Annotated in this window: 14 protein-coding genes; 3 read left to right on the top strand and 11 right to left on the bottom strand. The window is 59.6% G+C overall.

Going from position 1 to position 13,568, the window contains the following annotated elements; translation table 11 throughout:
• A complete protein-coding gene (locus tag D7241_RS02190) occupies window positions 1–783 on the bottom strand; it encodes a sulfite exporter TauE/SafE family protein (RefSeq protein WP_408101173.1) in 783 nt (260 codons plus the stop codon).
• A gap of 209 nt (window positions 784–992) precedes the next feature.
• Here D7241_RS02190 and D7241_RS02185 point away from each other — a divergent pair, with 209 nt between their 5' ends.
• Window positions 993–1,952: a ribonuclease Z gene (locus D7241_RS02185; protein WP_408100126.1), complete on the top strand. Its 960-nt coding sequence runs from the start codon at window positions 993–995 to the stop codon at window positions 1,950–1,952.
• A gap of 154 nt (window positions 1,953–2,106) precedes the next feature.
• Here the strand turns inward: D7241_RS02185 and D7241_RS02180 are convergent, their stop codons facing one another.
• Both D7241_RS02180 and D7241_RS02175 read right to left on the bottom strand, forming a co-directional pair.
• Window positions 2,107–3,735 carry a methyl-accepting chemotaxis protein gene (locus D7241_RS02180; protein ID WP_255981034.1) on the bottom strand — a complete coding sequence of 543 codons (1,629 nt, stop codon included), beginning with the start codon at window positions 3,733–3,735 and terminating at the stop codon, window positions 2,107–2,109.
• A gap of 286 nt (window positions 3,736–4,021) precedes the next feature.
• Window positions 4,022–4,582: a TetR/AcrR family transcriptional regulator gene (locus tag D7241_RS02175; protein WP_408100125.1), complete on the bottom strand. Its 561-nt coding sequence runs from the start codon at window positions 4,580–4,582 to the stop codon at window positions 4,022–4,024.
• A 91-nt stretch (window positions 4,583–4,673) separates the two neighbouring features.
• On the opposite strand from D7241_RS02175, the gene D7241_RS02170 reads away from it, so the two are divergent.
• Together D7241_RS02170 and D7241_RS02165 are read left to right on the top strand one after the other, a co-directional pair.
• On the top strand, window positions 4,674–5,405 hold the full coding sequence (locus tag D7241_RS02170) for an SDR family oxidoreductase (protein WP_408100124.1): 732 nt from the start codon (window positions 4,674–4,676) through the stop codon (window positions 5,403–5,405).
• Between the two features lie 26 nt (window positions 5,406–5,431).
• Window positions 5,432–6,028, top strand: a complete 597-nt coding sequence (locus D7241_RS02165; RefSeq protein WP_408100123.1) for a 2-hydroxychromene-2-carboxylate isomerase — start codon at window positions 5,432–5,434, stop codon at window positions 6,026–6,028.
• A 4-nt stretch (window positions 6,029–6,032) separates the two neighbouring features.
• Here D7241_RS02165 and D7241_RS02160 read toward each other — a convergent pair whose 3' ends face one another.
• The 8 genes from D7241_RS02160 to D7241_RS02125 all read right to left on the bottom strand — a co-directional run bounded on the left by D7241_RS02160 (window position 6,033) and on the right by D7241_RS02125 (window position 13,568).
• Window positions 6,033–6,752 carry a TetR family transcriptional regulator gene (locus D7241_RS02160; protein ID WP_408100122.1) on the bottom strand — a complete coding sequence of 240 codons (720 nt, stop codon included), beginning with the start codon at window positions 6,750–6,752 and terminating at the stop codon, window positions 6,033–6,035.
• Between the two features lie 25 nt (window positions 6,753–6,777).
• Window positions 6,778–7,977: an MFS transporter gene (locus D7241_RS02155; RefSeq protein ID WP_408100121.1), complete on the bottom strand. Its 1,200-nt coding sequence runs from the start codon at window positions 7,975–7,977 to the stop codon at window positions 6,778–6,780.
• A gap of 117 nt (window positions 7,978–8,094) precedes the next feature.
• A complete protein-coding gene (locus D7241_RS02150) occupies window positions 8,095–9,024 on the bottom strand; it encodes a ZIP family metal transporter (RefSeq protein WP_408100120.1) in 930 nt (309 codons plus the stop codon).
• Window positions 9,025–9,247: 223 nt separating this feature from the next.
• Window positions 9,248–10,120 carry an NAD(P)-dependent oxidoreductase gene (locus D7241_RS02145; RefSeq protein WP_408101172.1) on the bottom strand — a complete coding sequence of 291 codons (873 nt, stop codon included), beginning with the start codon at window positions 10,118–10,120 and terminating at the stop codon, window positions 9,248–9,250.
• Between the two features lie 103 nt (window positions 10,121–10,223).
• Complete coding sequence (locus D7241_RS02140) at window positions 10,224–11,537, bottom strand: TRAP transporter large permease (RefSeq protein WP_408100119.1); 1,314 nt, start codon at window positions 11,535–11,537, stop codon at window positions 10,224–10,226.
• Between the two features lie 24 nt (window positions 11,538–11,561).
• On the bottom strand, window positions 11,562–12,056 hold the full coding sequence (locus D7241_RS02135; protein ID WP_408100118.1) for a TRAP transporter small permease: 495 nt from the start codon (window positions 12,054–12,056) through the stop codon (window positions 11,562–11,564).
• A gap of 63 nt (window positions 12,057–12,119) precedes the next feature.
• Window positions 12,120–13,121, bottom strand: coding sequence for a TRAP transporter substrate-binding protein DctP (gene dctP, locus D7241_RS02130; protein WP_408100117.1), 1,002 nt, complete (start codon window positions 13,119–13,121; stop codon window positions 12,120–12,122).
• A gap of 126 nt (window positions 13,122–13,247) precedes the next feature.
• A complete protein-coding gene (locus D7241_RS02125) occupies window positions 13,248–13,568 on the bottom strand; it encodes a 2Fe-2S iron-sulfur cluster-binding protein (protein ID WP_408100116.1) in 321 nt (106 codons plus the stop codon).

Below are 13,568 nucleotides of genomic sequence, written 5' to 3'. Positions count from 1 at the left end.
TCAGATCAACTTATAGCCGATGGCCGCCAGCATCACCGCCAGGCACGGGCGCAAAACGGTTTCGGGTACTCGGCCAGACAGGTTGCTGCCCAGATAGATGCCCGGTAACGAACCCACCAGGAGGTAAGCCAGGATCGTCCAATCCATATTGCCCATGCTGGCGTGCCCTAGGCCGGCGACCAGCGTCAGCGGTACGGCGTGGGCGATCTCCGTTCCCACCAAGCGGCGTGTGGCCAGCAACGGGTAGAGAAAAAATAACGCCACGGTGCCCAATGCACCTGCGCCGATCGAGGTCAACGTGACCATTGCGCCGAGCACAACCCCCACCACCACGGTCAGCACATTGAGGCCGCGTGACGATAATCGCGGTGTCGGACCGGAGAGGCGGGACGCGAACGCAAGTAATCGCTTCTTGAACAGTACCGCCAACGCGGTGAGCACCAATACGATGCCCAAGGATTGCTTGATCACCGCGTTGAGCGCGTCCTGATCGGCATGTAGCCCTTTCAATATCCAGAGCATGAGCGCCGCCGCAGGTACGCTGCCCAGCGCGAGCCAGCCAGTGATGCCCCAGTCGATGTTGCGGTTTTTCTGATGGACCCAGACACCACCCGCTTTGGTGATAGCCGCGTAGAGCAGGTCGGTGCCCACTGCCGCCGCCGGGTTAACGCCGAACCACAATAGAATGGGCGTCATCAACGAGCCGCCGCCGACACCTGTCATGCCAACGATAAATCCAACTAACAGGCCGGCTACTACGAAACCGAGAACACCGAATTCCATCATCCAATCCCAAAGTGGGCCCAGCGGGGCCGTGTCGATAGCGGCCAGCATAACGGGGTCCGTTAGCAATCCTTAATATAAGTTCGTGCTTTCTTAGTAGCTAAAAAGCATATGTCGACGTACTGCGGCGATACGTGAAGAATGAAGCGCTTATCTACAACGATCCGATTCGCCATACTCGACGGCACGAAAAACGATGGAGCCTGCACGTGGATCTGCTATTTCTCGGCACCTCATCCGGCACGCCCACCAAGGCCCGCAATGTCAGCGGGCTGGCACTGCTCGAAGACAGCGGCAAGGGCTGGTACCTGATCGATTGCGGCGAAGGCACACAGCATCAACTGCTGCGCACACCACTGACGCTGCACGGGCTGCGTGCGATATTCATCACTCATGTGCACGGCGACCATTGCTTCGGGCTGCCTGGCCTGCTCGCCAGCGCCGGCATGGCACGCCGGCAGGAACCACTCGACATCATCGCCCCGACCGCTATTGAAGGCTGGGTGCGCGCCACCCTTGAGATGAGCCAGACCTGGCTTCCCTACGAATTGCGCTTCCATGCCACCGAAACCCTTAAGGAGTGGCGCAATCCACAGGTACGCGTCGAGGCCACCGCCCTCTCCCATCGCGTGCCGAGCTGGGGTTATAGCTTCACCGAAGCCCGCCCTGATCCACGCCTGGACATCGACAAACTCGACCGCGACGGGATTCCCCGCGGCCCGCTCTGGGGCCGATTGGCTCGCGGTTTCGATGTCGAACATGATGATTGCACGCTACGCAGCGAGGACTACCTGCTGTTCTCGCGTGCACCGCGGCGCATCGTCATCGGCGGCGACAATGACCGCCCCGAGCTGCTCCGTGAAGCCTGCCAGAACGCCCAGCTCCTGGTTCACGAAGCGACCTACACCCAGACCATCGCCGAAGCCGGCAAAACCGATTTCGGCCATAGCACCGCTGCGCAGGTAGCGACCTTCGCGCAGGCAGTCGGGGTTCCCAATCTGGTGCTCACACACTTCAGCGCGCGGTATCAGAGCGATCCAGATCGAGGTTTGTCGATCGAGGATATCCGGACGGAGGCGGCGAGGTTCTATGAAGGAACGCTGTTTTTGGCGGAGGACTTCCTCCGGTTGAGCGTGGGGAGAGATGGCGAGGTAAAGCTTGGTTCCTGACTCACGCCTATCGTGCGCAACGCGACCACCGGCGATCGCGTTGTCATTGTGGGTTCCACTGCGGCGCTGATCGCCGGCGCTCTGCTTACCGGTCTAGCCTCAAGCCGCAAGCTGACGCCAACTAAGCGTCACTGCCTAGGCATGCAGCGCGGCGTCATGCCAGTTTGAAGCGTGTGACCAGCCCGTTCAGGTCGACCGCCAGTCGCGCAAGTTCTTGGCTGGCAGTACTGGTCTGGTGGGCACCGGCCGACGTCTGCATGGCCAAGTCGCGGATGTTCACCAAGTTTCGGTCGACTTCGCGGGCAACCTGAGCTTGTTCCTCCGACGCACTTGCAATGACCAGGTTGCGCTCGGTGATCTGGCTGAAGGCTTCTGTAATCTGCTGCAGCGCTTCGCCAGCGGCGCGCGCGATAGTCAGGGTTTCCTGAGCACGCCGGTTGCTGATCTGCATGGACGACATGGCTTGGTCGGTGCCCTGTTGGGTGCCGACGATCATCTGCTCGATCTCTTGGGTAGATTGCTGGGTCCGGTGCGCCAGCGCCCGAACTTCATCGGCCACTACGGCGAATCCGCGACCGGCTTCACCCGCCCGCGCCGCTTCAATGGCGGCATTGAGCGCCAGCAGATTCGTTTGATCGGCAATGGCGCGGATCACGTCGAGCACCGAGCTGATGCCACGCACCCGCTCGGCCAACTGAGTAACCTGCTCAACGGTTTCGCCGGCGCTGTTTGCCACGTCATTGATAGAGGTGATGGTCTGGTCGACTTGCTGACGCCCGTGCCCTGCCGTGCGGTCGGCGTCGCGTGAAGCCTCAGATGTCGCGGTGGCATTTCCAGCCACTTCGTCCACCGCCGCGGTCATCTCGTTCACGGCCGTCGCGGCCTGCTCGATTTCCTGATTCTGCTGCAAAAGCACTTTGGTTGAATTCTCGGTCACTGCGTTGAGCTCTTCAGCGGCCGAGGCGAGCTGCATCGACGAATCGACGATGCGCTGGATAGTGCCTTTGAGGCTTTGCTGCATGCCATGCAGTGCACCGAGCAGACGGGCCGGCTCATCATCACCGTTGACCTGGATTGGATAAGTGAGGTCACCTTGGGCAACCGCCTCAGCCGCCTTCACAGCCTCGCTCAGCGGCGCAACGATGCTGCGCGTGAACAGGTACGCCAGCAGAATGGTCAGTGCAACGGCTACGCCCATCGACGCAAACACACCAATGTTGGAGTGTTCGTATTGGGATTGGGACAGCGCAGCGAACGCTTCGGCATTGGCATTGTTGATCTTCACCAACGTCTTGAGCTGCGCGCCCAGTTTGATAGAGAGCTCTGTGTATTCACCGCCTAACAGTGACCGCACGCTTTCGACATCGCCAGAGCCGGAGACTTCGACCAGCCGCTTGTGGATGCCGATGTAGTCTTGCAGGGCCTGCTCGAAGAGATTGAACTGAGACTTCTCGGCATCGGTGACAACGAGCTTGGAATACGCCTTTACCAACGTGTCGAGCTCCGCTACCAGCTCATCGCCGCGGGCGATGGTGCTGCGCAACTGCTCGGCCTCGCGATCGACCAGAATGCGGAAGGAAATGATCCGCAGACGTAGCATGGCTTCGCTGATCGAACCTAGCGACACGAAGCTGGGCAGCGTGTTGTCCATGACCTCGACCGTAGTCGCGCGGATGCTTTTCATCTGGCTCTGGGCGAATAGCCCAAGAATGATTACGAGCAATGCCACTGCAGAAAAGCCGAGCACAGCGCGAGGGCCGACCTTCAGGCGTCTTATCAACATGGGGAAACCCTCTATTTGTCTGGATCAGCCCAACGGCACCTGCCGACTTGGGAGTAACGCTATCGGCATCGAGCGCCTATCCATTACAAATAATCGGCCAATCGGTGTTCGTATTATCCGAAGGTGCCATTCCGTTTAATCGAAGCCAGAGCCGAGAGGGCCGAGAGCCGGGCCATTCCGCGGTTTGATGGGAAGGATCGCATCTGAGGCTGAGCATCATGACAATGCCTTATAGGCTCAGAGATCTCGTACGCGGTGCAGTAAATTGCCTCCCGCCCTAGCGCGTCTATTCCGCACGCTCCAGCGCCGTATGCAGCACGCTGCGACTCGCGTCGAGCACCTCACGCTGGGTCTCTTCGCTGGCCAGCATGCGCGCCACGACCAATGCGCCAACGCATTGCGCAATCAGCGCCCAGGCCAATTGGCCATCCCCCAGGGCGCTTGCCCAGGCCTGTTGCAACGTAGACAGCCAGTGCTCGGCCTCCTCCCGCACTTGAATATCGGCACGGGCAATCTCCGCGCCGAGCGCCGGGATCGCGCAGCCAGCCTCCGGGTTATGCAGATGGGCCAGGCTCAGGTAGCTGTCCAGACAGCGCTCTAGCGTCTGCCGGGTCAAGCCGCCTTCGCGGGCAAGGATTGGGCTTTGCGACAGCTCACGGCGCACCACTTCGGTAAACAGATCGTTCTTGGAGGGGAAGTGGCTGTAGAAAGCGCCCCCGGTCAGGCCGATGGCTTTCATCAGGCCATCCACACCGGTGGTAGCGAAGCCGCCGCGCTTGGCGATGGCGCCGCTGCTTTCGACCAAACGCTGTCGGGTCTCTTGCTTGTGGCTGGAGGAATAACGCATGCAGCACAACCTCGTGAGTGTCGCTTGACGATGAGCCGAGCGTAACATAACGTTCGTTTACCTAACGATCGTTTAGCAAGAGAGCGAGCCCATGGATAACAACAATCGCGTCGCCCTGGTTATCGGTGCCGGAGATTCCACCGGCGGTGCCATTGCGCGGCGTTTTGCCCGTGAGGGATACATCGCCTGCGTCACCCGACGCAGCGCCGACAAGCTGCAACCGCTGGTCGATCAGATAATCACCGAAGGCGGTCGCGCTCACGGCTTCGCCTCCGATGCACGCAAGGAGGACGATGTCGCCCAGTTGATCGAGACCATCGAGCGCGATATCGGCGCGATCGAGGTGATGGTGTTCAACATCGGTGCGAACGTGCCCTGCAGCATTCTCGAAGAGACTGCCCGCAAGTATTTCAAGATTTGGGAAATGGCCTGCTTCGCCGGCTTTCTCACTAGCCAGGCGGTGGCCAAGCGAATGGTCGCGCACGGGCGCGGCACCATCCTTTTTACCGGCGCCACGGCCGGGCTTCGCGGTTCCGCCGGTTTCGCCGCGTTCGCGGGCGCCAAGCACGGCATTCGCGCGTTGGCGCAGAGCATGGCGCGCGAATTGGGCCCGATGAACATTCACGTCGCCCACGTGGTGGTCGATGGCGCCATCGATACCGACTTCATCCGCGACAGCTTCCCCGAACGCTACGCGCTAAAGGATCAGGACGGCATCCTCAACCCCGAGCACATCGCCGACAACTATTGGCATCTGCACAGCCAGCCACGCGATGCCTGGACTTTCGAACTCGACCTGCGCCCCTGGATCGAGCGCTGGTAAGCCACCCATCAATGGAGAAATGAACAATGAACAAGACCGTGGAGTTCTTCTTCGATCTCGGCAGCCCGGCGACCTATCTCGCCTGGACCCAGTTGCCAGCGTTATGCGAGCGCACCGGGGCCCAATTGCACTATCGCCCGATGCTGCTCGGCGGTGTGTTCCAGGCCACCGGCAATGCCTCGCCAGCGACCGTCCCGGCGAAAGGCCGCTACATGCTCACCGACCTGCAGCGCCACGCCCGTCGCTACGGCGTGCCCTTCGTCTTCAACCAGCACTTCCCGATCAATACGTTGAGTCTGATGCGCGGAGCCATGGGCTACCTGGCGATACAGCCAGACGCTTTCCCTCGCTACCTCGACGCCATGTTCCGCGCGCTATGGATTGAAAACCGCAACCTGGCGGACCCGGCCGTCATCGCCGAAGTGCTACAGCAGGCCGGCCTGAATCCCAAGCAGTTCGAAGCGATGCTGCAGAACGAGGAGATCAAGACGACGCTCAAGGCAAACACGGACGAAGCCGTGCAACGCGGCGTGTTTGGCGCGCCGAGCTTCTTTGTCGACGGTGAATTGTTCTTTGGTCAGGATCGGCTGGAGTTTGTGGGTGCGGCGCTGGGCGACGCGTGACCGCCTAGCGAGCGCACGCCGATCCCGGCCCGGCAAGCGCTCCGGACGACAATCGCTGCACAGCCAGCCAGGCCAGATCGCTCGCCCAGTCGTTGGGTTGCGAAGGAGCCCCAGACGCTTCGTCGTGGGGTAATAAAGCATCGAGCAGGCGTAGCAACTGGCGTACCGCGGCGTGGGTGCGGTGACCATCGGAATCTGTATAGGTGCTCAGAACACCTGCGAACAGCCCCTCATAATCACGCTCAGAGCAAAGGATCTCGGCCTGCCGCGGCGCCGGAAGATGGCGTCGCTCCACCGCCGCAAGGAAGAACCAGCACGGATGGGCGCTCCGGAATTCCAAGTGATTGCGAACCAGGGCTTCGAGCGCACCATCGCGCGGCGCTCGTTGCAGGCTGGCACGGGCGCTCTCAAGCAAGGCGTCGTAGCCATCCTCGATGAGTTCTTGAAGCAGGCTGTCCTTGCTCTCGAAGTGGGCGTACAGCGAGCCTGGCTGCAAGCCAACCGCGGCCGCCAGCTGACGCAGACTGAGACGGTGAAAGCCGCGTTCGGCGAATAACCGCTCGGCCGCCTGCTTGAGCTGGTCGCGCGGCTCAGCCGCGGTCGATTTGTTGATCGGCTGGACCTGACGCGGGTGTACGCAGAGCTTGCCGCCAAAGCTCGTGCGTCGCGCATCGAGCACATCGGCCTCGAGCCCCGCGAGATCAAGATAGGACTGTGCGGACATGTTTCCTCCGTGGGACGAGTCGGTCTCAGACCGAGCCGGTAGCAGGTGCCGGGCGCCGGGCGAAGTGCCCGAGCAGCAGGCCGATGGCCAGCAGCAACGCACCGAAGGTGGCGTAGCCGCTGGCCATCGAACCACTCGCCTCGGCGATCAGGGCGAACAAAGGCGGGCCGGCGACCACCCCGAAATAGGTGAAGAACAGCGTGCCGCCGGTGTACAGGCCGGCCGTACCCGGCGGCGCCAGACGGGCGACTTCGGACAGGTAAACGCCGTTCCAGCCGATCGCCGTGGCGCCGAACAGTGCGCTGACCAGCATCATCGCAAGCAGCGGCCAATCCGGGTCGAACGCGGCGGTCAGGCCGGCCGCCAGCGCCATTGCCAGCGCCAGCAGCGGCAACAGCCGACGAGGCGGCAGCCAGCGATCGGCGATCCAGCCCCAGAACAGCCGCCCCACCATCCCGGCACCCTGGGTGATGGCCAGCACCAGCCCGGCGGTGGTCAGCGGCAAGCCGTATTCATGGGTCAGATAGGTAACCAGATAAGTAGTCAGGCACAGCTGCATGGCACTGAAGCAGAACGAGCACAGGGCCAGGTCACGGATCGGCCGGTGCTGAAACACCCGCACCAGCGGCCGAAACGGATCGCGCGGGCCGGCGTGGCCCGGCTGGCGATCGTTGTCCAGAGCGGCGCGGAACGGTTGTGCGACCAGCACCATCGTGGCACATGCCAGCGCCACCGCGACCGCAGCGCCCTGCCAGCTCACCGTGGCGACCAGACTCGGCACCAGCGCCCCGGCGAGCACGCCGCCCAGCGGCACACCGGTCTGCTTCAGCGAAAACATGAAACCCATCAGATGCGGCGGCGTGGTGCGCGCCAGGATATGCGAGCTGGCCGGCGTCACCGGCCCGTAGCCGGCGCCGATGAGCAAGGCACTCAAGGCCATCCCCGTCAGCGTGCCGCTGGCGGCGCAAAGCAGGCCGGCAGTGCACAGCAGCAGGCAGACCTGACTGATACGGATGGCGCCATAACGGACCACCCAACCCCCACTGAGCAGACTGGTCACCATCGCACTGAGGTAGATCAGCGCGACGTAGACACCGACCAGCGCGACCGGCCCGGCCAGGTCGCGAGCAGCGGCCGGTGCCAGGACCGGCACGGTGAACGAGGCCATCGAGGCGAGCGCCTGGATCGCCAGCGTCACCACCAGCGGGAGAAAGCCTCCGCCCATCAGGCCTCTCCCTGGGCGAGAACGAGGTAGCGCGATTGTCCACCGGACAGCACGGAAGGCAGACCCTGTCTCATATCATTTGGACTCCTAACACCAGATCTGGCGTCATCTGCGTGCTTACCCTAACGCTGCATCGAGAAAAACCATCACGCACAGGCCAGACATCAGGGAGAGTCCGGGGCGGCCCTTGCCGCCGCGCCCACAGGTCTCTGGGATGATGTTATTGCACACCACGAACAACATGGCGCCGGCGGCGAACCCCAGGCTAAGGGGAAAAGAAATCGCGAAACCGGACGTAACGGCAAGGCCGAACATCGCCCCGACGGGCTCCATCACCCCGGTGGCAGCAGCGACCAGGCAGGAGACAGGAATGGAAAGACCAATCGCACGAAGTGCCATGGCGACAGCCAAGCCTTCGGGTACATCCTGAATAGCGATCGCCGTAGCGAGCGACACACCGAGCTCCGGATCACCGCCAAATCCCACACCTACCGCCATGCCCTCAGGAAAGTTGTGAATCGCTATCGCCATGACGAACAGCCATACCCGGCTAGCACCTGCTGGCCCGGTGCCCGTTCCATAAGACAATGCGAACACCTGATCGTGAGGGAGGAATCGGTCCAAGCAACTGATCAGCGTGGCACCCAGCGCCAAGCCGAGCACTACCGTGCCTGCCGCCATGAATTTGTTCTCGAGAATCGAATTGGCCGCATCGAATCCGGGCAATATAAGAGACAGAAAACTGGCCGCCAGCATCATTCCGGATGCGAAGCTGAGCATGTTTGATTGGATTTCGTCGCTCAACCTCCGCAATGTTATTGCAAACGTAGCGCCCAGCGCCGTGGCGACGAACCCGGCGCCACCGCCAATGAATGCGTAGCGCGCCGCATCGGGTTCGTGTCCATTCGCTACGAATCCAGCCATGACCATCACTAACCCAGCGATGCTAATAAGCGCCGCCAGCAGGCAGAGGAAAACCAGTCTGTTAAGACTCGCTTTGTTGGTAACGGTAGCCAGCAGCGCACCACATGGATTCTTTTGAAACATGACTCGGCCTTAGCTACTTTGCTTCGTGTAGGCGGCTCAAAAAAGCAGCGCGCCAATGCACGTTGATAAAAATGTTCGTTGTTTTTACTGGTGAACAGAGCGCCGGCACGGACCTGAACAACGGGCTCGTGCCGGAGCGCGACTGAGCGGGATTCTTAGGCCGGGCGGCACACCTCTGCCAAGGGCACTGCTGCGTATGCAGCCGCGCCCCGGCCTACGTCAATCAACCCTTGATTTCGACACCTGCCATTTCCTCGACTACCAACGCGATGGCCGTGTGGTCCATGGCACCGCAGCCTTTAGCTACGCCGAATTTCCATAATTCGTACGCGGCTGAGGAGACGAATGTCGGTACCCCAGCCTGATGGGCCATATCCAAGGCAATACCAACGTCCTTGCACATCAGCCCGACGGTGAACCCAACGTCGAACTTGCGCGACATGACCTGTTGCGGGAACTTCATCTCGCTCGACACGCTCTTGCCGCTACCGACGTTGATCACGTCGAGCATTTTTTGCGCATCGACGCCCATCTTGACGCCCAGCGCCATGGCTTCTGAAGTGATGGCCAGCGTGGTTGCCGTGATGAGGTTGTTCAGAGCCTTGACGGTATGGCCGGCCCCTAGGTCGCCAACGTGAATCACGTGCTCGCCCACGTCCCGGAGAATGGCATCGGCATCGGCCAGCACAGCGGCATCACCACCCACCATGATGGTCAATTGGCCAGTTTCAGCCTTTTTTACCCCGCCGCTGACGGGAGCATCAAGCAAATGAATACCTTGCTTCGACAAAGCCTGGCCAACTTCAGTGGTGATCGCCGGAACCGAACTAGTCATGTCGATGAGCGTGCTGCCCTCCCGCATGCCAGCCGCCAGTCCCTGCTCGCCAAACACAACTTTTTTGACTATATCGCCGTTCGGGAGCACGGTAATAACGAACGGGTGCTCCGCGCCGAGAGCCTTCAGGTTTTGGTAGCCCGTGGCGCCGAGCTCGACGAACCGTGCGACGGCCGCGGCATCAGTGTCATAAATACCAACCTCATGCCCCTGTTCCATGAGCCGCTTGGCGACCCGCCCACCCATGTTTCCCAGACCCACTACTGCGATTTTCAAAGTAAAACCCCCACATCAAAAAGCCCGCACCGAGGTTGTCGCTCGAACCTGGGTCTCGCACCCAAGCCGGCAACTAGAAGACCATTCGCTAGTTCAACAAGAGCGTCGTGATCGAGGGCACCATCGCTACCAGGCACAACACCAGCAGCATGATTCCGACGTAAGGCACAGCGCCAGCAATGATTCTTTCGATGGATACGTCCCGGACAACCCCCTGAACTACAAAGAGGTTCAAACCCACCGGCGGCGTAATCAGCGCCATTTCCATGTTGATGACCAGCAGTACGCCAAACCAGATCAGGTCCCAACCGAACGAATCGATGATCGGAACCAGGATGGGCGTGGTGATGACGATGATGGAAATCGTCTCCATGAAGCAGCCGAGAAACAGCAGGAACAACATGATTGCAGCCAGGACGACCCATGGGGCCACGTCCATGCTGGCGACGGCATTGGCGAGGATCGGCGCGACGGCCGTGGTGGTCATCACATAGCCGAACAGCATTGCGGCTGCGACGATCATCAGCACCATCGCGCTGCTACGTGCCGACTCGAGCAGAATCTTGACCAGCGTCTTGCCATCGATCTCGCGGTAAAGCAGGCCAGCTAACAGCAGGCTGGTGATCGCCCCCAGTGCCGCCGCCTCGGTGGGCGTGGCGATTCCCTGGTAAATGGAGCCCAGGATGATCCAGATGAGCAACGCCATCGGTAATAAATCCAGCAAGGCGCGCAACCGCATTGTCAGCGTGACCTTCCGAACATTGGCGGTAGGGTCGACCACTTTCAGATTCCCACGGCGCCAGTCGAGCCACACCTGATAGCCGATGAAGGACGCGGCCATGATCAGGCCCGGCACGATGCATGCGATGAACAACTTGTTGATCGATTGTTCGGAAATGATTCCGTAGATGATTAGCGGAATGCTCGGCGGGATCAGAATGCCCAAGGTTCCGCCGGCGGCAACGGCGCCACAGGAGTCGTTGTCGCTATATCCCAGGCGCCGCATCTCCTTGATTGACAGCCCCCCGATGGCACCAGCGGTAGCAACGCTTGAGCCCGACACGGCCGCCATGATGGTTGAGGCGAGAGTCGTCGCGACCAATAGCGCACCTGGCACGCCGTGCATCAGGATTGCCAGAGCGTTATATAGGCGTCCGCCCATCCCTGAAGCGGAAATAATTGCGCCCATCAGAATAAACAGGGGCACGGCCGTCAGCGCAAACTCCATCACGCTGCTATTGAGGGTTGGGGCCACCAGACTGAAAGCCGAAATTCCGCCTTCTAATATGAACAAGGAGCCAAGGGCGACCGTTAACAGAGAAAACGCAACCGGAATACCGATCGCTAAAAGCAACAACAATGCACCGAACATTGCTGCGCCAATCCAAATTTCTACGGGCATTGTAGTTATCTCATGAAATTAAGATTAGTTCTGTCCGCTCGGCGCGAGCCAGCAGCGAAAAGTACTGCGCAACTGAACAGCCAATAGCAGCAGCATCCCTATGGGAAGCGAACTGAAGGGAATCCAGAGAGGCACGGTAAACATACCGGCAGATTGTTCGCCCGAAACCCACATCTCGAGCCACTGTTCGCAGCCGAGCCATAAGAGCAGCCCGACCACCAACACGACAATGACATTCGACACCGACAGTGCCAAGCCGCGAAGTTTCGGGGGCAAGCGGGTCGTTACAATATCTACTCCCACATGCGCGCCTTCCCGCTGCGCGTACGCAGCACCGACGAAGGTGATAAAGGCGACAATATAGGTATTTACGTCGGTAACCCAATTAGTTGTCGCACCGAAAACACTGCGAGCAACCACATCGTAAGTAACCGAGATACCGATAAAAAAAGCCGCAATCCCGGCAACTATGCCGCTCAACATGATTAGGCCATCGAAGCATCTAACTTTACTGGACATTCTTTCGCTCCTAACTTCAACGGACCGGTGCGGCGAGCCGTGCCGGTCCGTAGACGGGTCGTTTCAGTGCTGTCCTGAAATTGCCTTTTCCAGAAGCGCCGCTCCGCCAGGAACTCCTTCTTTAAAAGCAGCGAAAGCATGGGTGGCAAAAAGATCGTGCCATTTATCCCAGTCGCCTTCGGTCAGCTTTTCCACAGCTACGCCGTTGGCAGCAAATTCGTGCGCGACGCGCTTGTCCTCTGCCATAGCACCTTCGAGCGCTTTCGCTTCAACACTCTTACCCGCCTCGGCGAGTATCTTCTGCTGTTCTGGACTGAGCTCCTTCCAGGTTTTCATGCTGATGGCGATCGGCTCGATCGTGAAATAGACCGAATAATCTTCAGGCGACACGTAATGCTCGGATACTTCGTACACCCGATACGCACCCAGCGAACTCGAGGAGGTCAATAAACCGTCGAGCAATCCGCTCTGCATGGCTCCATAAGTTTCCGAGGACGGCATTGTCGATGTGCTCGCGCCAGCTTTTACGAGCGCACCCTCCATGTACTTACCCGCAGCACGGACTTTCTTGTTCTGCAGATCCGCCGGGACACGAATAGGGCCATCGGTCGAGGCAAACCCCCCTGCGATCTGAATCCAAGCAAGTGTCTTGAAGCCGTAGTCATTGGCCTTCGCTTCCAGCTCTTTCCAGGCCTCGGTACTTTTGAAATCGAAGACTTCGTTGTGGCTTTTCCAAAGACCCGGTAGCAACACAAGGTTCATCTCGGGAATGGCCCCAGCGGAATATATATACGGATAGATTGCCAGGTCGATGGCCCCGGATTTCAAGGCTGTATGTGTATCAGCCGCCTTGACGATGGACTGAGCGGGGAAGAAGCGTATTTTAATATCTCCGCCGCTGCGCTTTTCAACTTCTTCAGCGAACTGCACCCCCGCTGCAACAACATAGTCTTTTTCATTTTGAGGCCACTGATGCGCCAACTTCAGCGTCATGGACTCTGCATATGCGAGACCCGTGGACAACGACAATGCAACACCAAGGCAAGCTATTTTTTTACGGAGCATTTGCTGTTCCTCTATTTTTTATATTTGTTTTATTTACACGAACTGTTCAAACATCGAACTTATTGGCTCTATCACCGGTTGCTGCTCGGCATATAAACACGTGCCGGGCAAACTCTTTTCACATCGTCAGGCTTGAGAGACGGGAAGTTTGATCATTAACCCATCCATCTCTTCACCCACGACGAGCTGGCAAGTCAGGCGAGATCCATCTGACCGTTGATATGCAAAGTCGAGCATGTCCAACTCCATCGAGTCGGCTGGTTCAAGTTTTTCTTGCCATGCCTCGTCGACATATCCATGGCACGTCGCGCATGAACAGGAACCTCCGCAATCGGCATCAATGCCTTTCACGCCGTTCTGTACAGCAGCTTCCATCACGGTTTGGCCAATCCGGGCACCCACCTGCTTCTCGGTACCGTCTGGCTCAATGAAAATGATCGTAGGCAC

The organism is Stutzerimonas sp. VN223-3, assembly GCF_045999685.1.
GTDB lineage: Bacteria > Pseudomonadota > Gammaproteobacteria > Pseudomonadales > Pseudomonadaceae > Stutzerimonas > Stutzerimonas stutzeri_AR.
This window is presented reverse-complemented; position numbering and strand designations above follow the sequence as displayed.